Origin of the sequence: Pseudoclavibacter sp. RFBI5 (assembly GCF_002931395.1) — a bacterium.
Classification (GTDB): Bacteria; Actinomycetota; Actinomycetes; order Actinomycetales; family Microbacteriaceae; genus Pseudoclavibacter.
Map to the genome: position 1 here is coordinate 69,188 of NZ_PSYA01000008.1, position 21,272 is coordinate 90,459.

Below are 21,272 nucleotides of genomic sequence, written 5' to 3' on the forward strand. Positions count from 1 at the left end.
GTGACCCTGGTGCCATCGAGTTTCGACGTGACGTCGCTTGCTTCTCTCGACACTTCTGCGTTGCCGCGAATCGGACGAGCCGTTGGGCGCGGAAGCGCGCACGCCAAGCTCATCCTGTTCGGCGAGCACGTCGTCGTCTACGGGAAGCCGGCCGTCGCGCTTCCGCTGCGTGCCATGCGCATGCGAGCGACCGCCTGGCGCGAGGGCACTGAGCCGCGCTTCGAGTCCGACCACTACACGGGGCCGCTCGCGGCAGCTCCGGAGATCGTGGAGGCTCCGAGGAAGGCCATCGAGGAGACGCTGCGCGCGATCGGGGGCGAGCTCGCGGGACTCACGGTCGCGGTCCGCGGCAACATCCCGCTCGGACGAGGACTCGGGTCGAGTGCCGCGGCGGCCGGCGCGATCGTCGACGCCGTCTCCCGCCTGCACAATGTGACGCTCTCCGGTGGTGAGCACTTCGCGCTTGTCCAGCTGGCCGAGCAGGTGGCGCACGGCAAGCCGAGCGGGCTCGATGCGCTCGCAACGACCATCCCGTCGCCCATCCGCTTCCAGAACGCGAGCGCCGTGCCCGTGCCGGTCGCCCTCGACGCCTGCTTCGTGATCGCCGACACCGGTGTGCACGGATCCACGCGCCAGGCTGTCGACGACGTGCGCACCTCGCTCGAACGCGACCACGACGCCACGATGTCGATCATCGACGCCCTCGGGGACCTCTCCGACCTGGCCATCACCGACCTCGAGACCAACGAGGCACGCTCGCTCGGCTCCCGGATGTCGGAGGCGCACGTGCTGCTCTCCAGTCTCGGCGTGAGCCACCCAGCCCTCGACGAGCTGGTCGAGGCTGCGACCGGCGCTGGCGCGTTCGGCGCGAAGCTCACGGGAGGCGGGCTCGGCGGGTGCATCGTCGCCGTCGTCGATCGGGGAAACGCAGCGGTCGTCGCGGCTGCGCTGCAGAGCGCTGGTGCGATCCAGACCTGGAGCGTCACCAGCACTGGCACGCCGCTGTGACCGCGACCGCCGTCGCCTACCCGAACATCGCGCTCATCAAGTACTGGGGGAAGCGCGATGAGGCGCTCATCATCCCGCAGACCTCGAGCCTGTCGCTGACGCTCGCGGTCTACCCGACGACGACGACCGTCTCGCTCCTGGGGGAGGGCCAGTCCCACGAGATCCTCCAGGACGGCACGGCTATGCCGGAGGCCGCGGCCGCCAAGGTCGCGCGCTTCCTGGACCACGTCGGCGAACTCGCCGGCAGCGTGCGGTCAGCGCGGGTCGAGACGAGCAACGCGGGACCGACGGGCGCTGGTCTCGCATCCTCCGCCTCCGGCTTCGCCGCGCTCGCAGCGGCAGCATCGTCGGCGTACGGCCTCGACCTGTCGCCGAGGGAGCTGTCGCGGCTCGCACGGCGCGGCTCTGGCTCGGCCTCACGCTCGATCTTCGGCGGCTTCGCCGTCTGGAACGCGGGCACCGACGACCTCAGCTCGTACGCCGAGCCGGTCGACGATGCGCACATCGACGCCGCCATGGTGCTCGGCATCGTCAACGCGGGGGCGAAGTCGATCTCGAGCAGGGAGGCCATGCGCCGGACCGTTGAGACCTCCCCATACAACGCGCCATGGGTCGAGACGAACCCAGGCGAGCTGGCGCTCATGCGCGATGCGCTCCGCCGTGGCGACTTCACGGAGGTCGGCGAGATCTCCGAGCGAAACGCCCTCCGCATGCACGCGGCCATGCTCGGGGCCGTGCCCCCGGTCCGCTACCTCACGGCGGGCAGCATGGCGCTGCTCGATGCCGTCGCCGCCCTCCGACGCGGTGGCCTCGAGGCCTACGCGACCATGGACGCCGGGCCGAACGTGAAGACGCTGTGCAGGGCCTCCGAGGCCCCGGCTGTGCGTGACGCGCTCGCATCCGCGGCCCCCGGCACCGAGTTCGTGATCGCCCCGGCCGGTCCGGGTGTGGCGGTCACGAACGCCGACGCACAGGCAGACGCCGCCCCCGGAGTGGTGCGGTGATCGTCGCCGAGGCACCGGGCAAGCTCTTCGTCAACGGCGAATACGCGGTCGTCGAACCGGGCAGGCACGCCGTGATCGTCGGCGTGTCGAGACTCATCCGAGCGAGCCTGCGGGCTGCCTCGGCCGACGAGGGCAGCACCGTCAGCTCGCACCAGTTCGGCGCGCAGCCGGTCCCCGTGAACATCGACGGCGACCTCGTCTCGATCGATGCCCCCGGGGCGGACCTCGTCCGGGAGTGCATCCGAGTGCTGGTCCAGCTGGCGCACGAGCGTGGCATCGAGCCGCAGCCCTTCGCGCTCGACATCGAGAGCGAGCTCGACGACGTCAGCGGTCGCAAGTTCGGCCTCGGCTCGAGCGGCGCGGTCGCCGTCGTCACCGTCCGCGCCGTGGCGGAGCACTTCGGCATCAACGTCGGCGACGACGCGGTGTACCGCCTCGCGAGCCTCGCCACGATCGAGCTGCGCCCCGCCGCATCGTGCGCCGACATCGCGACGAGCACACTCGGCGGGTGGGTGCACTATGCCTCACCGGATCGCCTCGCCGCTCGCGAGCTCCGACGCCGCAGCGGGGTCGAGGCGAGCCTGGTCGAGGCCTGGCCCGGACTCGTCCTCGAGGCGCTTCCGTCCCCGAGCTCCGTCGTCCTGCACGTGGGGTGGACCTCGGCGCCGGCTTCGACCGCCGAGCTCGTCAGCACCCTGCACGCCGGAGATTGGCGATCGACCGAGCAGTACGCGGCCTTCCTGACGGAAAGCGACCGCATAACGGCCGCGCTCGTCGCCGCCGTGCGTGCCGAGCGCAGCGAGCTGGCCCTCGCGGCCATCCGCGACGCCGAGGCCAACCTCGAGGCGCTGGACGAGCTGAGCGGCATCGGCATCCGCACCGAGGCGCTCTCGGCGCTCATCTCGGCAGCACGCTCGGTCGGGATCCCCGCGAAGACCTCCGGGGCCGGTGGCGGAGACTGCGGCATCGCCCTGGCACCCGCCCACAACGAGGAGCTCGATGCCGCGTGGCGCGCCGCCGGCATCGAGGTCCTGGATCTGCACGTCGTACCGCACCGTCGAGTTGGAGTTCGAGAACATGGCTAACCGCAAGGACGAGCACGTCGACCTGGCACTCGCGCAGCGTTCCGGCATCGTCCGGAACGACTTCGACGATGTCCGCTTCATCCATCACGCGCTCGGCGGGGTCGACCGGGCGACCGTCTCGACGGCCGTGCAGGTGGCTGGCGCGAGCTGGCCGGTGCCGTTCTACCTCAACGGGATGACGGGCGGCAGCGAGCGCACGGGCATCATCAACGGCGACCTGGCGCGCGCAGCTCGCGAGACCGGGATCGCGATGGCCGCTGGCTCGCTCTCCGCCTACCTCAAGGACGCATCGACGGCCGCCAGCTTCCGCGTCATCCGTGACGAGAACCCCACCGGCTTCGTCATGGCGAACGTCAACGCGACCGTGTCGCCGGATGACGCTCAGCGCGCCGTCGACCTGCTCGAGGCGAACGCGCTGCAGATCCACATCAACTCGGTGCAGGAGACGGTCATGCCGGAAGGCGACCGGGACTTCGCCGCGTGGCCCGCCGCGATCGAGTCGATCGTGCAGCGCGTGAGCGTGCCGGTCATCGTGAAGGAGGTCGGCTTCGGACTCAGCGCGAGCACCCTGGAGCGGCTGGCCCAGCTCGGCGTGCAGTACGCCGATGTGAGCGGGCGCGGCGGCACTGACTTCGCCAGGATCGAGAACTCCCGGCGCCGCCTCGGCGACTACGCGTCCCTCGTGGGCTGGGGCCAGTCGACGCCGGAGGCGCTCATCGAGGCTGACTCGAGCACTGCCGCTCTGCCGGTCCTCCTGGCGTCGGGGGGAGTGCGCACGCCCCTCGACGTGCTCCGCGCTCTCGCGCTGGGCGCGCGGGCGGTTGGGGTCTCCGGGCACTTCCTCGAGGTGCTCGTCGAGCACGGGGTCGAGACGCTCATCGAGCACATCCGCTCCTGGCAGGAACAGCTCACATCGCTCCAGACGATGCTCGGCGCCGTCACCCCTGGCGCGCTCAGCCAGCAGGAGCTGGTCCTCCACGGCGCCCTCCTCGACTTCTGCACCTCCCGCGGCATCGACCCGGCCACCGTCTCGCGTGCACGCGGGCGGGGCACCCTCCCATCGAAAGGACAGCGATGAGCACCGAGCTCCTCGACCACGCACCAGTTCCGCTCAAGTGGGTCGGTCCGGTTCGCGTGACCGGCAACGTCATGGAGGGTGAGCAGCTCGTGCCGCTCGCAACCTACGAGCAACCCCTGTGGCCGTCGGTCGGCCGTGGTGCCAAGATGTCGATGCTGGTGCCCGACGGCATCAAGGCGACGCTCATCGATGAGCGCATGAGCCGCTCGGTGCTCTTCGAGGCAGACGACGCCGGCGTCGCGCTCAAGGCGCTCCGCGAGATCGAGGCGCACATGCACCTGCTGCAGGAGGTGGTCGCGACCAGCAGCCGATTCGCGCGCCTCATCGACCTGCACGCGCAGATCGCCGGCAACCTGCTCTTCCTGCGCTTCGAGCTCACGACCGGGGATGCTTCCGGCCACAACATGGTGACGCTCGCCTCTGAGCGACTCATGGACTTCATCCTGCGTCGCTGGCCCGAGCTTCGCTACGAGTCCATCTCTGGCAACTTCTGCTCAGACAAGAAGGCGACTGCCGTCAACGGCATCCTGGGCCGGGGCAAGAACGTCGTCACCGAGCTGGTGCTCCCGCGCCGCACCGTCGAGCGGTGGCTGCGATCGACCCCTGAGAAGATCGCCCAGCTCAACGTCCGCAAGAACCTCATCGGCACGATGCTCGCCGGCGGTCTCCGGACGGGCAACGCGCACTACGCGAACATGCTCCTCGGGTTCTTCCTCGCGACCGGCCAGGATGCGGCGAACATCGTCGAGGGCTCGCAGGGCATCACCCATGCGGAGGTGCGCGACGGCGACCTGTACTTCTCCTGCACGCTGCCCAATCTGATCGTCGGCAGCGTCGGAAACGGCAAGGGCCTCGACTTCATCGAGGCGAACCTCGCCCGACTCGGCTGCAAGGAAGAGCGAGAGCCCGGAGCGAACGCTCGGAGACTGGCCGTACTGTGTGCGGCAACCGTTCTCTGCGGCGAGCTCTCCCTCATGGCCGCCCAGACGAACCAAGGCGAGCTCATGGCCTCGCACATCAAGCTGGAACGCGCCGCGAACTGAGCGACGCTCGGAGACGATCGAAGACTATGACTACACCAATCGGCATCCACGACCTCGCGTTCGCGACGGGGTCACGCGTGCTCGACCTCTCGGTCATCGCCGAGCGGCTCGGGACCGAACTCGAGAAGTACACGATCGGCATCGGCCAGGAGCGGATGAGCATCACCGCGGCCGACGAGGACGTCGTCACGATGGGTGCGGCCGCGGCCAAGCAGATCATCGACCGGCACGGCGTCGAGGGCATCAGGACGGTGCTCTTCGCGACGGAGACCGGCATCGACCAGTCGAAGGCCGCCGGTGTGTACGTGCACCAGCTGCTGGACCTTCCGGCGACCTGCCGCGTCGTCGAGCTCAAGCAGGCCTGCTATTCGGCGACCGCCGCGCTGCAGTTCGCCACCGCCCTGGTCGCCCGTGATCCCCGTCAGCGGGTGCTCGTCATCGCCAGCGACGTCGCGCGCTACGAGCTCGGCTCGAGCGGGGAGCCCACGCAGGGCGCGGGGGCTGTCGCGATGCTCGTCGCTGCGGACCCGGACCTGGTGGTCATCGAGCCAGGCTCCGGCGTCTTCACGAGCGACATCATGGACTTCTGGCGGCCGAATGGGCGCGTCACCGCCCTCGTCGATGGAAAGTACTCCATTCGCGCCTACCTGCAGGCCGTCGAGAACGCCTGGAGCGATTACGCAGCGCAGGGCGGATTCCCGATCGGCGAATTCAGCCGCTTCTGCTATCACCAGCCGTTCACCAAGATGGCGTCGAAAGCGCACCGTCATCTCATCAAGACGGCGGGTGGCGATCTCGACGCCGGGGTGCTCGACGCGCAGATCGCGTCGACGCTGAAATACAACAGAATCATAGGAAATACCTACACCGCATCGATCTATCTGGCGCTCCTCAGCCTCTTGGACAGCGATGAGGAGCTCGATGGGGCCAAGATCGGGTTCCTCAGCTATGGCTCCGGAAGTGTCGCGGAGTTCTTCGCGGGGACGGTGCAGCCCGGATATCGACAGCATTTGCGTGCCGAGGAGAATCGGGCGGTTCTCGAGGCGCGAGTCCCCATCGACGCCGCGGAATACCTCGTGTGGCATGAGCGACGCGACCCGAGCGGACTCGGCGAGTTCACGCTCCCCAACGAGACGCCCGGCCCATTCCGACTGGCGGGATTCACGGATCTCAAGCGGGAGTACACCTCTACGCAGTGATTCCACTGGCCGACGGCGTTAGCATTCGGGTATGAGCGAGAACATCACCGTCGGAGTCGCCGGAAACCAGCCTGGAATCGTCGCCACGCGATGGGCGGCCGCGCGAGCCTCTCGCGGTCGGAAACGTCTGAAGCTCGTGCACATCGTCGATCCGAGGATCGCGGGGGCCGGAAACCCAGACCTCCTCATCGAAGCGGAGAGCGCTGCGGCTCGCATCCTCCAGGAGGCCGCGGAGGCGGCGCTTGCCGTGGACGCGGCGCTCGAGGTCGAGACGGCCGTCATGACCGGCGCCATCATCGAGACCCTCACGGAGCTGTCCAAGACGTCCGGCCTCCTTGTGGTCGGCAGCAACCGGGGGGAGTCCTCCGGGCGTGCGAGTGGCACGCACAGCGTGCGCGTGGCCGCAGCCAGCGAATCTCCGGTCGCCGTGATCCCCGACGTCGATCTCTCGGGCCGGCGCGGGGTGGTGGTCGGGGTCGACGGCTCCGACCTCTCGGAGCACGCTCTTGCCGTGGCGGCTGAGGAGGCGAGCCTGAGCGGAGAGCCGCTCATCCCGGTGCACGCCTGGCACGCCCCGAACGTCTACGGCGGCGGCGTCATCGTGACCGGTGACTTCTTCGATGAGCTCCGCCTCTCGGCGGAAGAGACGCTCTCACTGGCCCTCGCCGGGCTGCGGGGGCGCTACCCGGATCTCGAGATCACGCCGGTGGTCGTGGAGGGCATCCCGGACATGGCGATCATCGATGCCGCCCATTCGGCGTCGCTCGTGGTCGTCGGCAGTCGTGGACGCGGCACCTTCGCTCGTCTCCTGCTGGGTTCCGTGAGCCACGGGGTCCTCGCGCACCTCGAGACGCCGACCATCGTCGCCAAGTAGGGCGTCTCGCTGCCGCGTTTCCCGAGCGTCTTCACGGGGAGAAGCTTGAATGCAGCGGGTGAGTGACGAAAAGAGGGCCGGACGGCATTCGCCGTCTGGCCCTCTTCTCTGCGTGCGGTCCGAACTAGGTTGCCCCTGCGGCCGCTCAATCCCGCAGCTTAGGAGTTCGCCGCTTCGAAGTCCTCGATGATCGAGCCGGGAATGCGGCCTCGGTCGGAGATCTTGTGTCCTTCAGCGCGCGCCCAGGCGCGAATTGCCGCGAGGTCGCGCTTCGGGCGGCTGGAGCTGGAACTCGTCGACTTGTTCTTGCGGGTCTTTGCTACCGTGCGAGCCGCCGACACGTAGTCAGCGAGGGCGTCGCGCAGCTTCTTGGCGTTCGCGTCCGAGAGATCGATTTCGTAGTCGGTTCCGTCGAGGGCGAATTGAACGGTCTCGCCTTCGCCTTCGGCGAGTGAACTCGAGTCGATGTCGTCGACGAGCTGATAGATGACTTTCCGAGCCATGTGGATCCCCTTCGGTTATTGCAGAGCGAATACATGCTAGATGATTATCCGGTGATTTGAATCCAGGTTCGTCCAGAAGGCCGAAGTCGGTGCCGAATTCCCCGAACACTAGGTGACGACACGATGAGGTCACGCACAGCCGAAGGGATTTCGGTTGCCGATCCCGCGGCCCGCCGGAATGCCACTCGGGCGCTCGGGAGCGAATGACGGCACCTCAGAGCGGGCTGGCGACTGGTGCAGGCAGGATACGATTTCGACAGCTATGAATGTTCTTCAGGGATTCGCGGTCATCGCCGTCATCGTCACGGTGGGCGTGTTCCTGGCACGCAGTGGCGTGCTCGGGCAGACCGGGCAGACCGGTCTCTCGAAGCTCGCGTTCAACGTGGCGACGCCGGCGCTGCTCTTCACGCTGATGGCCGACGCGCACCTCGAGGTCCTCTACTCGAGCCAGTTCGTCGTGACCGCGATCGCGATGACCGCCGTGGCGCTCGTGTACGGCGCCATCGGCGCGCTGCGCAAGTGGGGGCTCGGCACGACGACCTCAGGTGCGATGGCGGCAAGCTACGTCAATGCCGGCAACCTCGGCATCCCCATCGCCGTGTATGTCCTCGGTGATGCGACGCTGGTCGCTCCGGTGATGCTCGGACAGCAGCTCATCATGGGTCCCATCTTCATGACCCTGCTCGATATCGCCTCGCGGGCCGAGGACGCGCCGAGGCTCCGCTGGTGGCAGATCGTGCTGCGTCCGTTCCGGAACCCCATCGTCATCGGTGCGCTCGCCGGCATCGTCGTGAGCGCATCCGGCATCACCATCCCGCCCTTCCTGCTTGATCCGCTCGAGCTGCTGGGGGGCATGAGCGTTCCTGCCATGCTGCTCGCGTTTGGCATGTCCCTGTGGGGCAACGCGATCCCCTTCCGGGAGCCAGAGCGGGCTCCTGCGATCGTGGCCACCGTGCTCAAGGTATTCGTGCATCCGGCGCTCGCCTGGCTCATCGGGGCGTGGCTCTTCGGCCTCGATGGGGCGGCTCTGCTCATCGTGGTCGTCACCGCGGCCCTGCCCTCCGCGCAGAACGTCTTCACCTACGCCAGCAACTACGGGGTGGGGATGAGGGTCGCGCGCGAAGCGATCCTGGCGTCGACGTTCCTGTCGGTTCCGGTCATCTTCGTCGTCTCGCTGCTGCTCTCGAAGTAACGAGAGCAGATTGCCGCTGGCGCTTCGAATTCGAGGCGGGCTAGCGTGGGGGCATGGAGCTCTGGCGCGGGGAACTGCGATGGCCGATCAAGTCGTCCTTCGTCGAGTACGTGCGTCGCTCCGGCGGCAAGGTGCTGCTCGAGGGTGGCGCGTTCGTCGACGACGAGGAGTTCGCCTACCCGCGCGGAGCCACCGACTCGGCGTGGCTGGCCGGCGACGCCCCCATGGGCAGCGCCTCCTTCACCGGAGCCGTTCGCCTCACCGGGCACGGCGGCATGCTCGACGTCAGCTTCCGGAACCCGCAGCTCGTCTTCGAGGGTGAGGACGCGAGGCTCGTCGTGCAGGGTGAGGGCGGCGAGCTCATCGACTTCGCCAGCTGCGAGATCGGGACTCCGCTCGTGCGCGACGACGTCGCCGAGTGGCTCGGGGTGCGGGTGATCCTGACTCCGGAGGGCTCGAGGGTCTTCAACGGCATGTACCGCCCGTACTCGGAGATGGACTCCCTGAACTTCACGCTCGCCCTGGGTAGGGCGCAATCCCCGCGGGAGGAGCCCGCCTAGCGGGTCGCGTCGGGTGCCTGTGCCGGTGCCTGCGTGAGGTCGGGCAGGATGCCAGCTTCGGTCAGCTGCTTGGCGAGTCCCGCGCCGTCCGGAGCGTAGACCCACGGAATGGGCGCGTTCTTGCGCCAGTGCGCACTGGCCGCGCGTCCACCCGCCAGCACTGCCTCGCTGGTGGACAGCTGACGGATGGCGATCGCGAGCACGCGATCTGGGTGGCGGCTCGTGAACTCGCCGTAGATCTGCTCGTCATGCTGTCCGTCGTCGCCGACGAGGATCCACTTGATGTCCGGGAACTCCCGCGCGAGGCGGTCGAGGTTGGAGACCTTGTGCTCGAGCCCGGAGCGGAAGATGCGATCCGGGGTTGGCCCCCAGTCGGTGAGCAGGAGCGGACCGGCGGGGTAGAGGTTTCGCCCGAGGAAGCGCGCGAGCGTCGGGGCGACGTTCCAGGGGCCCGTCGACAGGTAGACGACGGGGGTCTCGCTGCGCCCGAATGAGGTCAGGATGCGCTCGGAGAGCACGCTCATGCCCGGGGTCGGTGTGCGCGCGTGCACGTCGAGGACGAAGGTGTTCCAGGCTGCGAGCATCGGACGAGGCAGCGCCGTCACCATGACGGTGTCGTCGATGTCGGAGAGCAGCCCGACGCGCTGCTCGTCGGCGACGATGAAGACAGGCGCGGTGCTCGTCTGGCGGTCGAAGCTCTCGAACGTGATGGTGTTCCACCCGGGCTTGAGGTTCGCGGGCAGGTTGATGTCCACGATGCCGCCGCGGTCGGCTTTGACCGAGTGTCGAACGCCGTCGATGATGACGGTCGCGGGGACGTTGCCTGCGGAGACGCGCGCGAAGCTCCGCCATCCGCGGACGACCGATTCGCGGCGCTTGCGCCTGAGCAGCCTGGTGAGGCTGAATCGGCGCCGGTTGCCTGGAGGCGCCATGTGGACCCGCGCGAGGGCGCGAACCCAGGACGTTGTCCCGTACCCGGTATAGGGCTCGAGGACCGTGAGGTAGCCGCGCTTGCGGACGAGCTTCACGCGCACGAGGCGCACTCGGTCCTCGATGCGGAAGGCGTTGTCGATCACGGCCCTGACGGGCTTGAGGCTCAGAAGCCAGCGCTCGAGCGGGGACTGGGCGTCGGAGGTCGGCGTCACCCGCTCATCCTCGCACGCCCGCGGTCTCGGCGTCTGAGCCGTCGTGGCCCGTCGGGGCGTCGGAGGCGGCTGGAGTGGCTGATGCAGCGGCAGCCTGCGCGTTCGCTTCGTCGAGATCGCGGTTCATGACCTTGCCGACGGCGCGCTTGACCAGCCACATGATCAGGAGGAACACGACGATGACGCCGACGAAGAGGTAGCCAGCCCAATGCAGTGACGACGAGAGCTCGCGGAAGCTCGCGGACGCTCCGGCTGCGGCGCTCACGTAGGCCGTCGACCAGATGACGCAGGCGGGGATGGTCCAGGCGAGGAAGCGGCGGTAGCGCATGCCGCCCATCCCTGCCGTCAGCGGCACGAGTGAGTGGAGCACGGGCAGGAAGCGGGAGATGAGGACTGCGGGGCCGCCGCGACGCTGGATGAGGAGTTCCGCACGCTGCCATCGTTCGTCGCCGAGCCACCGGCCGACGCGTGACGCTCGGATCCTCGGGCCGAACGTGCGACCGAGCCAGAACCCGAAGGATTCGCCGAGCAGCGCGCCCACGATGGAGGCTGCGATCGTCAGGACCCAGGGGAGCGGTGCGTCGATGCCGGTGCTCAGGGCGAGCAGGACCGTCTCGCCGGGCACGATGAGGCCGATGAGCACGCTCGTCTCGAGCAGGATCGCGACGCCGACCAGCACGATCCGCCACACCGGAGGCACGGACTCGATGTACTGGAGGGCGGTCTCGATCAGCTCGTTCATGCTCTGCTCCCCGCATCCATGTCGCAGACTCTAGGGCCCGAACTTTGGCATCCCTGGAGATTCCCCTCCGTTATCATTTCGTTACATCCACTACAATATGTAGAAGTACCTGGTCCGAAGGAGAAAACAGCAGAACTTAGGGTGTCCTATTCGACACGATGTAGTAGTCGGGGCGGCGTAGCATTGGGCCAGGAGTCGCGCTGCGATCCCGGGGCATCACGCCCAACCTCAGACGCATCAGGAGGCACTGTGGACGCCCTGCTGGATCCACTCATACTCGCGCGGTGGCAGTTCGGTGTCACGACCATCTACCACTTCCTCTTCGTGCCCGTCACTCTTGGGCTGGTCCTCGCCATCGCCATCTGGCAGACGGCCTGGGTCCGCACGGGCAAGGTCACCTACCTTCGCCTCACGAAGCTCTTCGGCAAGATGTTCCTGATCAACTTCGCCATGGGCGTCGTGACCGGCATCGTGCAGGAGTTCCAGTTCGGCATGAACTGGTCCGACTACTCGCGCTTCGTCGGCGACGTCTTCGGTGCGCCGCTCGCGTTCGAGGGGCTCGTCGCCTTCTTCCTCGAGGCCACGTTCATCGGCCTGTGGATCTTCGGCTGGGACAAGCTGCCGCCGAAGCTGCACCTCGCGACCATCTGGCTCACGATGATCGGCACGTGGACCTCCGCCTACTTCATCCTCGCCGCCAACGCGTTCATGCAGAACCCGGTCGGCTACGAGATGAACGAGGCCAACGGGCGAGCTGAGCTCGTCGACTTCGGCGCGGTGCTCACCAACCCCGTCGCGATGGCGGCGCTGCCGCACACGATCTTCGCCTCCCTCATGGTGGGCGCGGCGATCATCATCGCGACCGCCGCCTGGCACCTGAAGCGCGACCAGAACCACGACGTCATGCAGCCAGCGCTGAAGTTCGGCCTCTGGTTCATGCTCGTCGGCGGCGTCGGCACGATGCTCAGCGGCGACCAGCTGGGCCTCGCCATGGTCGAGGCCCAGCCCATGAAGATGGCCGCGGCCGAGGCGCTCTACACGACCGCGACCGGCGCAGACGCCTCCTTCTCGATCTTCACGTGGGGCACCCCGGACGGCTCGTCCGAGCTGTTCTCCATCCGCATCCCCTACCTCCTCTCCTTCCTGTCGACGCACACCTTCGACGGCACCGTCGAGGGCATCAACGACCTGCAGGCCCAGTACACGGCGCTCTACGGCCCTGGCGACTACGCCCCGGTCATCTGGGTCACCTACTGGGCGTTCCGCTGGATGATGGGCTTCGGCATGGCCTCCATCGCGGTCGCCGTCGCCGGTCTCTGGGTCACGCGCAAGAAAGCAAAGAACCCGCCGAAGAAGTGGATGTGGAACCTCGCGATCCTCACGGTGCTGTTCCCGACGCTCGGCATCACGGTCGGCTGGATCTTCACCGAGATGGGCCGCCAGCCTTGGCTGGTCTTCGGCCTCCTCAAGACGGAGGCGGGCGTCTCGCCCAACGTGAGCGGACTCAGCGTGCTCATCTCGCTCGTCGCCTTCACGCTCGTCTACGCGATCCTCGCCGTCGTCGAGGTCAAGCTGCTGCTGAAGGCCGCGCAAGAAGACCCGCCGAGTTTCGATTCCAACGCAGATGGCACCGTCGATGACGTTGCCGCCGTCAAGGTGAAAGCGAGCGTCTACTGATGGATCTGCAAGTCCTCTGGTTCTGGATCGTCGCCTTCTTCTTCGTCGGCTACTTCGTGCTCGACGGCTTCGACTTCGGCGTCGGCATCGCCCTCCCGTTCATCGGCAAGGACGACACCGACCGACGCGTGCTCATCAACACGATCGGCCCCATCTGGGACCTCAACGAGACCTGGGTCATCGTGGCCGGAGCGGCACTCTTCGCGTCCTTCCCGGAGTGGTACGCGACGATCTTCTCCGGCTTCTACCTGCCGCTGCTGCTCATCCTGCTCGCGCTCATCGTGCGCGGCGTCTCGTTCGAGTACCGCCACCAGGGCAAGGGCGTGGAATGGACGAGGTGGTTCGACTGGATGATCTTCGTCGGCTCGGCCGTCCCGGCCCTCCTCTGGGGTGTCGCGTTCGCGAACATCACGCAGGGCCTCGCTCTCGACGAGAACTTCAACTACATCGGCTCGTTCTTCGACCTGCTGAACCCGTACGCCCTGCTTGGCGGGCTCACGACGCTCACGCTGTTCTTCTACCATGGGCTGGTGTTCATCACTCGGAAGACGGAAGGTGACATCCGCGACCGTGCACGATCCCTCGCGCTGAAGGTCGGCGTCGTCGTCGCGGTGCTCGCGATCGCCTTCCTCGGCTGGACCGTCGTCGCGCACTTCTCGGTCGCAGGTCTTGCCCTCGCGCTCGTCGCCGTCCTCGCGTTCGTCGGCTCCTACATCAGCACGCTGCTGGGGCGTGACGGCATCGCCTTCGCGCTCGGCGCGCTGACCGTGGCCGCAGCGGTGCTGACGCTCTTCGCCTCGCTCTTCCCGAACCTGCTGCCCAACACGCTCGACCCCTCCAACCCGCTGACGATCACCAACGGCTCGTCCAGCGACTACACGCTCGGCATCATGAGCTGGGCGGCGCTCATCATCGTCCCGTTCGTCCTCGGCTACCAGGCTTGGACCTTCTGGGTCTTCCGCAAGCGCATCAGCAGGAAGACGATCACGGGAGACGCACACGAGGAGCCAGCGGTCGTCGCCGCCTGACCCGTGAAACCCCTCGACCCCCGCCTCCTGAGCCACGCCGCGTCGGCACGAAGCTTCTTCGTGCTCGGCGCGGCGCTCGGCGCAGTCCAGACCGCCTCCATCATCGGCTTCGCCTGGCTCGTCACGCACCTCATCGTGTCCGCGATCGCTGGCGAGCGCGTCGTGGAGCTGCTGCCGTGGTTCGGCGCCCTGCTCGTCGTGATCGCCGTCAGAAGCGCGGCGACCTGGGGTATGGAGGCCATCTCGGCGCGCGCGGCCGCGAAGGTGAAGAGCGAGCTGCGCTCCAAGCTGCTCGCGTCCATCGCGAAGCTCGGCCCTGCCTGGCTCACGGGCACATCCAGCTCCCGGCTCACGACGCTTGCCGGCCCAGGCCTCGGCGCCCTCGACACGTACTTCGCCAAGTACCTCCCGCAGCTCATCCTGACGGCGATCGCCGCCCCCGTGCTGATCGTCGTGATGGCGCTCTGGGACCTCCCATCCGCCATCACGGTCATCATCACGCTGCCCCTCATCCCCGTCTTCATGATCCTCATCGGCTGGGCGACCGAGAAGGTCCAGAAGCGGCAGTGGACTGCGCTGTCGACGCTCGCGACCGGGTTCCTCGAGGTCGTGGAAGGGCTGTCGACGCTCAAGATCTTCGGCCGTGCGGAACGCCAGCCGGCGCGCATCCGCGAGGTCACCGACGGCTATCGGGTCGCGACCATGAAGGTCCTCAGGCTCTCCTTCATGTCCGGCTTCGCGCTCGAGCTGCTGGCGAGCCTGTCCGTCGCCCTCATCGCCGTCACGATTGGCATCCAGCTCATCAACCGCGACATGACGCTCGAGGTCGGGCTCTTCGTGCTGCTGCTCGCTCCCGAGGTGTACCTGCCGCTGCGCCAGGTCGGAGCTCAGTTCCATGCGGCCGCGGACGGCGTCGCCGCCTCCGACGACGTGTTTTCGATCATCGAGGAAGCCGAGAGGGCGGCTACGCCGAGCGATGCGCGCGCTGCTGCTGCAGCAGGTGCAGGTGGCCCGATCAGCGCAGGCCTCCAGCACCGAGGCCTCGCCTTCACCGGCATCACCGTCGGCTACGAGGGACGCACGGTCCTCCGCGACTACAGCCTCGTCGTGCCTCCGGGCGAGGTGACGGCCATCGTCGGCCCCTCAGGCGCCGGCAAGTCGACGCTGCTCGGCGTCGCGCGCGGCACCGTGGGCGCCTCGGGTGTCGTGACCATCGACGGCGAGCAGCTCACGGGCGATCGCCGCAGGGCCGCGATCGCCTGGATGGGCCAGTCGGCCTCGCTGATCGAGGGGACCGTCGCCGAGAACGTGGCGCTCGGCCAGCCGGATGCAGGGCCAGACGAGGTCCGTGCGGCCCTCGCCGATGCCGGCCTCGAGTTCCTCGACGGCGACCGGATGCTCGGGGTCGCGGGCGCGGGTCTGTCCGGTGGGCAGTCCCAGCGCGTCGCGCTCGCGCGGACGCTCCTGCGCGCCCGCCGACTCGACTGCCCCGTCGTGCTCTTCGACGAGCCGAGCTCGGCGCTCGACGCCGACACGGAGCAGCGCATCGCTGCCGCATTCCGGAGCCTGGCACAGGAAGGGCGGGCCGTGCTCGTCGTCAGCCACCGGCGCGCGCTCGTCGCCTCCGCCGACTCGGTGCACACCATCGAACGACTCGAGACGGTGGCGAACGCATGACCGGGAATCAGCAACGCGTCTCCGACGACGAGCGGCGGATCCTCCGTCTTGCGATGCCCTCCGCTCGGCGCCTGTGGCCCTCGATCGCCATCGGCCTGCTCAGCGCGATCTGCGCCGTGGCGCTGCTCGCGACGAGCGCCTACCTGCTGACCCGGGCGTCGGAGATCATCCACATCCTGCTCCTGGGCATCGCGATCGTCGGCGTGCGCGCCTTCGCCATCGGGCGAGCGGCGTTCCGCTACGTCGAGCGGCTGCTCGGCCACGACGCCTCGTTCCGGCAGCTCGCCGAGCTGCGCGTCGGCGTGCTCGAACGTCTCATCCCGCTGGCTCCCGCTGGCCTCGCCACGCACCGCCGGGGAGACCTGCTGACACGACTCGTGAGCGACGTCGACGAGCTGCAGTTCCTGCCCCTGCGCGTCGCGCAGCCGCTCATCATCGCCGGCCTCACGTCGACGCTCGCCGTCATCGGCATCTGGCTCGTGAGCGCCCCGGCCGCACTCGTGCTCGCGATCTGCCTCGTGCTCGCGGGGATCGTCGCGACCACCACCAACCTCGCGATCTCGGGGCGCGCCGACCGCGAAGCCGCGCCGCTCCGGGCGGCCCTCAACGACCGCATCTACGAGACCGTCTCCAATTTCGAGACGCTCGAGGCTTACGGGGCGCTCGACGCGAAGCTCGCCGAGGTGGATGCCGCGGACGCGAGACTCCGCGACGCGCTCGTCTCCCGGGCACGGGGGAGCGGCGCCGTCGCCGGACTCGTCATGCTCTTCTCCGGACTCGCGACGGCGGGTGCGCTTGCCGTCGGCATCGACCCCACCGTCGACGGCACGCTGCTCGCGCCGATGCTGACCCTCATCGCGCTCGTGCCGATGGCGCTTTTCGAGATCTTCGCGCAGGTGCCGCAGGCGGTCGCCGCCTGGCGCCAGGTCAGGGCCAGCGCCGCCAGAGTCGCCGATGTGGCACCGGCGTCAGCGCCGAGGGAGCTCCCGGATGCTCAGCCGCTGCCCGCCCCTCGCGCCGACCCGAGCCTGCCGGTGACGCTGACCCTGGAAGGCGTCTCGGCAGCGTGGCCAGGTGCGCCCGAGCCCGCGATCAGCTCCGTCTCGCTCGAGCTGGCTCCCGGCGATCGGCTGCTGGTCGAGGGCGAGTCCGGCGCAGGCAAGACGACGCTCGCCAACGTGCTCGTGCGGTTCCTCGACTACGAGGGCTCGTACCGAGTCAACGGCGTGGAGGCGAAGGCGTACGCGCCCGCGCAGGTGCGGTCCGTCGTCGGCCTCATCGAGCAACGGCCCCACATCTTCGACGAGAGCATCAGGCAGAACCTGCTCTTCGCCAAGCCGGAGGCCGACGACGAGGAGCTCAGCGCCGTCCTCGAACGAGTCGGCCTCGGCGAATGGCTCGACGAGCGGGGTGGGCTGGAGGCGCGCGTCGGCGAGCACGGCGCGCTCGTCTCCGGCGGTCAGGCGCAGCGCATCGCGCTCGCCCGCGGCCTCCTGGCCGACTTCCCGGTGCTCATCCTCGACGAGCCGACGGCCAACGTCGACCCGGGTCTCGCCGACAGGCTCGTCGCCGAGCTGCTCGCCGCATCCGGTGACCAGCGCTCCGTCGTGATCATCTCGCACACCCCGCTCGACCCCGCCCTCGTCACACGCGCGCTTCGGCTCGTCGGCGAGTAGTCTTGGTCGTTGGTGTCCGACGCGAGGAGCCCCGCGCTTCGCGACGACGCCAGACGACCGCGACGAGAACCACCCTCCGTGCAGCAACCGGCAACGCGAAAGAAGAAATCTGTGACCGAAGCGACAGGCGCTGAGCCCCAGGAATACGACTTCAAGGCTCTCGAGGCGAAGTGGTCGGCTGAGTGGGACAAGCTGCAGCCCTTCGCGACGAACCTCCAGGGTGACGATCGCCCGCGCAAGTACGTCCTCGACATGTTCCCGTACCCGTCGGGCGACCTGCACATGGGTCACGCCGAGCAGTACGCACTCGGCGATGCGGTCGCTCGCTACTGGCGCCACCAGGGCTTCAACGTCCTGCACCCCATCGGCTGGGACTCCTTCGGGCTGCCGGCCGAGAACGCCGCCATCAAGAACGGTGGCGACCCCAAGGACTGGACGTACGAGAACATCGCGCAGCAGCGCGCGTCGATGAAGCGCTACGCGGCGTCCTTCGACTGGGACCGCGTCATCCACACCTCTGACCCCGAGTACTACCGCTGGAACCAGTGGCTGTTCCTGCAGATGTACGAGCGAGGTCTCGCGTACCGCAAGTACTCCGACGTGAACTGGTGCCCCAACGACCAGACGGTGCTCGCCAACGAGCAGGTCATCGACGGGCACTGCGAGCGCTGCGACGCGATCGTCGTGAAGAAGAAGCTCAACCAGTGGTACTTCAAGATCACCGACTATGCAGACCGGCTCATCGACGACCTCAACCAGCTCGAGGGGCACTGGCCGCAGAAGGTCATCACGATGCAGCGCAACTGGATCGGGCGCTCGCTCGGCGCTGACGTCGACTTCGTCGTCGAGGGGCGGGATGAGCCCGTCACCGTGTTCACGACACGCCCCGACACGCTCTACGGCGCGACGTTCATGGTCGTGGCCCCCGATTCCGACCTCGCCTCCGAGCTAGCCGAGGGCGCGAGCGAGGAGGTTCGCGAGCGCTTCGCGAAGTACCTCGCCGACACCCGCGCGCTCGACTCCATCGACCGCCAGTCGAGCGACCGCCCCAAGACCGGCGTCGACCTCGGTCGCTTCGCCATCAACCCGCTGAGCGGCGAGCGCCTGCCCATCTGGGCCGCCGACTACGTGCTCGCCGACTACGGCACGGGCGCGATCATGGCGGTGCCCGCACACGACCAGCGCGACCTCGACTTCGCACGCGCGTTCGACCTGCCCGTCAAGGTGGTCGTCGACGTCACGCAGGCCGTCACGGGTGTCATCCCGATCATCCCCGAAGACGGGTCGATGCCGGAGTTCGAAGACCTCCACCCCGCCAAGACCGGGGAGGCGCTGTCCGGCGACGGACGCCTCACCAACTCGGGGCCGCTGGACGGGCTCTCGAAGCGCTCGGGCATCCAGGCTGCCATCGAGCTCCTCGACGAGCGTGGCACGGGCCGGGCCGCGAAGAACTACCGACTCCGCGACTGGCTCATCTCCCGCCAGCGCTACTGGGGAACGCCCATCCCGATCCTCCACGGCGAGGACGGCAAGGAGGTTCCCGTGCCGCTGGACCAGCTGCCCGTGCGCCTCCCCGAGGCCGAAGGGCTCGACCTGCGCCCGAAGGGAGCCTCGCCCCTCGGCGGCGCGACCGACTGGGTGAACACGGTCGACCCGGAGACGGGCGAGCCGATGCTGCGCGACACCGACACGATGGACACCTTCGTCGACAGCTCCTGGTACTTCCTCCGCTTCCTCTCGCCGAACAACGAGCTCGCCGCGTTCGACGAGAAGACGGCCGCGAGCTGGGCGCCCGTCGACCAGTATGTGGGCGGCGTCGAGCACGCCATCCTGCACCTCCTCTACGCGCGCTTCATCACGAAGGTGCTCTACGACCTCGGGCACGTCGACTTCACGGAACCCTTCTCGGCACTGCTCAACCAGGGCATGGTCGTCATGGACGGCAAGAAGATGTCGAAGTCCAAGGGCAACGTCGTGAGCCTCTCGGCCGAGCTCGACCAGTACGGCGTCGACGCCGTGCGCCTGACGATGCTCTTCGCGAGCCCGCCGGAAGACGACGTCGACTGGGCGGATGTCTCCGTCGCAGGCTCCGGCAAGTTCCTGGCGCGCGCCTGGCGCATCTCCGGCGAGGTCACGAGCCCCGTCGGCGTCGACTTCGGCGAGGGCGACCGTGGTCTGCGCCGCGAGACGCACCGCTTCCTCGCCGACGTCCCGCAGCTGGCCTCCGGCTTCAAGTTCAACGTCGTGATCGCGCGCCTCATGGAGCTCACCAACGCGACGCGCAAGGCCATCGACTCGGGTGCTGGCCCGGCTGACCCCGCCGTGCGCGAGGCCGCCGAGGCCATCGCGGTTGTGCTGGACATGTACGCGCCGCACGCGGCCGAGGACATGTGGGAGCGACTCGGCCACGAGGGCAGCATCTCGCACGTCAAGTGGCCGACCGCGGCTCGCTCGCTGCTCACGCAGGACCAGGTGACGGCGGTCGTCCAGATCAACGGCAAGGTGCGGCACCGCCTCGATGTGCCCCCGACGATCGACGAGGCGTCGCTCGAGCAGCTCGCCATCTCTTCGCCGAAGGTGCAGGCCGCCATCGACGGCCGCGAGATCGTCAAGATCATCGTGCGGGCCCCGAAGCTCGTGAACATCGCGGTCAAGGGCTAGCAGCAGCCAGTCGCCCAAAGCCTGGCGCCAGACGCGCCCCCGCTCAGCCGAGCGAGGGCGCGTCTGCGTCTGCGCGTTTACCGGTCTACCGCCTTCTCGCGGTGGCTTTCCTCGCAGGCGCTTTCCTCGAGGTGGCCTTGCTCGAGGCGGCTTCGCTCGCAGGCGCTTTCCTCGCGGTGGCTTCGCTCGAGGTGGCTTCTTTCCTCTGATCGGCTTCTTTTCCCGTTTCGGGATGGCTTTCTCGCTTCGGGATGGGTTGCAACCCATCCCGAAGCGAGAAAGCCATCCCGAGACTTGCGATCGACGGCTTCCACAGCGTGGTCGGTTGAAGGGCGTCGGGCGCTCGCGGCCCACTCTGCAGTCACCTGCCCTGTGCGAGAGTCGCTCTCCACAGGCGGGGACTTCGCGGGCCAGCGGATGCGCGCGCCGTCGTAGCGTCCGAGGGTGTCCGAATCCGAGCTGGCCGACCTCTTCGAGCGTCCGCCCCGACCGCGTCTGCGGATCGGGGTCGGCGCTGCGGTCGTGCTTGTCCTCGTCGTGCTCGCCGGGGCGATCACGCTCGCGGCTCTGCGTCCCACACCGAGTCTCGGTGCCCTCGGGGAGGTGTCGCCGACCGAGAGCCTCCAGCTGAGCGCAACGGAACCGCCTGCCGGCGTACCGAGCTCCGAGGGGTCGACGCTGCTGGTCCACGTCGTCGGGGCCGTCACGAGTCCCGGGGTCTACGAGGTGCCGTCGACGGCCAGGGTGGTCGACGGGATCGCCGCGGCGGGTGGTCTTGCCGACGACGCCGACCCGTCGCTCCTCAACATGGCTCGAACGCTCGTCGACGGCGAGCAGCTGCGGGTTCCGCGGATCGGCGAGGCCCCCTCCGAGCCCGTCGGAGGGGAAGCGGCGCCGACCGGTGCCGGGGGTGCGGCCGGCGGTGGCCTCGTGAACCTGAACACGGCGTCTGCGGTCGAGCTCGAAGAGCTGCCGAGGATCGGACCGGCCATGTCGTCGCGCATCATCGACCACCGTGAGCAGAACGGCGGATTCGGTGCTGTGGAGGAGCTCAAGGAGGTCGCCGGCATCGGGGACGCCACCTACGAGGGGCTCGTCGACCTGGTGACCGTGTGACGAC

The 21,272-nt window shown here is 68.3% G+C and carries 18 protein-coding genes; 15 read left to right on the forward strand and 3 right to left on the reverse strand.

What is annotated here, in order from left to right; translation table 11 throughout:
• Nucleotides 1-60: 60 nt before the first annotated feature.
• Genes mvk through C5E06_RS06345 form a run of 7 tightly spaced genes read left to right on the forward strand, consistent with a single transcriptional unit; the run spans nt 61 to nt 7,291 of the window.
• On the forward strand, nt 61-1,008 hold the full coding sequence (gene mvk, locus C5E06_RS06315; RefSeq protein ID WP_104306381.1) for a mevalonate kinase: 948 nt from the start codon (nt 61-63) through the stop codon (nt 1,006-1,008).
• Nucleotides 1,005-2,012 carry a diphosphomevalonate decarboxylase gene (gene mvaD, locus C5E06_RS06320; protein ID WP_219819561.1) on the forward strand — a complete coding sequence of 336 codons (1,008 nt, stop codon included), beginning with the start codon at nt 1,005-1,007 and terminating at the stop codon, nt 2,010-2,012. Before mvk ends, mvaD begins: the two co-directional genes overlap by 4 nt.
• Complete coding sequence (locus C5E06_RS06325) at nt 2,009-3,097, forward strand: phosphomevalonate kinase (RefSeq protein WP_181062903.1); 1,089 nt, start codon at nt 2,009-2,011, stop codon at nt 3,095-3,097. The genes mvaD and C5E06_RS06325 overlap by 4 nt, the downstream gene beginning before the upstream one ends.
• Nucleotides 3,090-4,175 carry a type 2 isopentenyl-diphosphate Delta-isomerase gene (gene fni / locus C5E06_RS06330; RefSeq protein ID WP_104306351.1) on the forward strand — a complete coding sequence of 362 codons (1,086 nt, stop codon included), beginning with the start codon at nt 3,090-3,092 and terminating at the stop codon, nt 4,173-4,175. The genes C5E06_RS06325 and fni overlap by 8 nt, the downstream gene beginning before the upstream one ends.
• Nucleotides 4,172-5,218, forward strand: a complete 1,047-nt coding sequence (locus C5E06_RS06335; RefSeq protein WP_104240845.1) for a hydroxymethylglutaryl-CoA reductase — start codon at nt 4,172-4,174, stop codon at nt 5,216-5,218. The genes fni and C5E06_RS06335 overlap by 4 nt, the downstream gene beginning before the upstream one ends.
• A 26-nt stretch (nt 5,219-5,244) precedes the next feature.
• Nucleotides 5,245-6,417: a hydroxymethylglutaryl-CoA synthase gene (locus C5E06_RS06340; protein WP_104306352.1), complete on the forward strand. Its 1,173-nt coding sequence runs from the start codon at nt 5,245-5,247 to the stop codon at nt 6,415-6,417.
• Nucleotides 6,418-6,448: 31 nt separating this feature from the next.
• Nucleotides 6,449-7,291 carry a universal stress protein gene (locus C5E06_RS06345; RefSeq protein ID WP_104306353.1) on the forward strand — a complete coding sequence of 281 codons (843 nt, stop codon included), beginning with the start codon at nt 6,449-6,451 and terminating at the stop codon, nt 7,289-7,291.
• Nucleotides 7,292-7,449: 158 nt separating this feature from the next.
• Here C5E06_RS06345 and C5E06_RS06350 read toward each other — a convergent pair whose 3' ends face one another.
• Nucleotides 7,450-7,794, reverse strand: coding sequence for an Lsr2 family protein (locus C5E06_RS06350; protein ID WP_104306354.1), 345 nt, complete (start codon nt 7,792-7,794; stop codon nt 7,450-7,452).
• Nucleotides 7,795-8,056: 262 nt separating this feature from the next.
• Between C5E06_RS06350 and C5E06_RS06355 the strand changes: the two genes are divergently transcribed.
• Nucleotides 8,057-8,986 (forward strand): AEC family transporter, encoded by a 930-nt coding sequence (locus tag C5E06_RS06355; RefSeq protein ID WP_104240849.1) that lies wholly within the window; start codon nt 8,057-8,059, stop codon nt 8,984-8,986.
• A gap of 53 nt (nt 8,987-9,039) precedes the next feature.
• Nucleotides 9,040-9,546, forward strand: coding sequence for an HtaA domain-containing protein (locus C5E06_RS06360; protein ID WP_104240850.1), 507 nt, complete (start codon nt 9,040-9,042; stop codon nt 9,544-9,546).
• Here the strand turns inward: C5E06_RS06360 and C5E06_RS06365 are convergent.
• Both C5E06_RS06365 and C5E06_RS06370 read right to left on the reverse strand, forming a co-directional pair.
• Complete coding sequence (locus C5E06_RS06365; RefSeq protein ID WP_308471415.1) at nt 9,543-10,691, reverse strand: phosphatase domain-containing protein; 1,149 nt, start codon at nt 10,689-10,691, stop codon at nt 9,543-9,545. The genes C5E06_RS06360 and C5E06_RS06365 overlap by 4 nt on opposite strands.
• Nucleotides 10,692-10,695: 4 nt before the next feature.
• Nucleotides 10,696-11,433, reverse strand: coding sequence for a DedA family protein (locus C5E06_RS06370; RefSeq protein ID WP_104306355.1), 738 nt, complete (start codon nt 11,431-11,433; stop codon nt 10,696-10,698).
• Nucleotides 11,434-11,682: 249 nt separating this feature from the next.
• Between C5E06_RS06370 and C5E06_RS06375 the strand changes: the two genes are divergently transcribed.
• The 6 genes from C5E06_RS06375 (at nt 11,683) to C5E06_RS06400 (ending at nt 21,268) form a co-directional block, all read left to right on the forward strand.
• Complete coding sequence (locus C5E06_RS06375) at nt 11,683-13,110, forward strand: cytochrome ubiquinol oxidase subunit I (RefSeq protein ID WP_104240852.1); 1,428 nt, start codon at nt 11,683-11,685, stop codon at nt 13,108-13,110.
• Nucleotides 13,110-14,138, forward strand: a complete 1,029-nt coding sequence (gene cydB, locus C5E06_RS06380) for a cytochrome d ubiquinol oxidase subunit II (RefSeq protein WP_104240853.1) — start codon at nt 13,110-13,112, stop codon at nt 14,136-14,138. Before C5E06_RS06375 ends, cydB begins: the two co-directional genes overlap by 1 nt.
• Before the next feature lie 3 nt (nt 14,139-14,141).
• On the forward strand, nt 14,142-15,815 hold the full coding sequence (gene cydD, locus C5E06_RS06385; protein ID WP_104306356.1) for a thiol reductant ABC exporter subunit CydD: 1,674 nt from the start codon (nt 14,142-14,144) through the stop codon (nt 15,813-15,815).
• Nucleotides 15,812-17,491 carry a thiol reductant ABC exporter subunit CydC gene (gene cydC, locus C5E06_RS06390; RefSeq protein WP_104306357.1) on the forward strand — a complete coding sequence of 560 codons (1,680 nt, stop codon included), beginning with the start codon at nt 15,812-15,814 and terminating at the stop codon, nt 17,489-17,491. The genes cydD and cydC overlap by 4 nt, the downstream gene beginning before the upstream one ends.
• A 111-nt stretch (nt 17,492-17,602) precedes the next feature.
• On the forward strand, nt 17,603-20,152 hold the full coding sequence (leuS, locus tag C5E06_RS06395; RefSeq protein ID WP_104306358.1) for a leucine--tRNA ligase: 2,550 nt from the start codon (nt 17,603-17,605) through the stop codon (nt 20,150-20,152).
• A 444-nt stretch (nt 20,153-20,596) separates the two neighbouring features.
• Entirely contained in the window at nt 20,597-21,268 is a 672-nt protein-coding gene (locus C5E06_RS06400) for a ComEA family DNA-binding protein (protein ID WP_258063087.1), read from the forward strand.
• Nucleotides 21,269-21,272 lie beyond the last annotated feature (4 nt).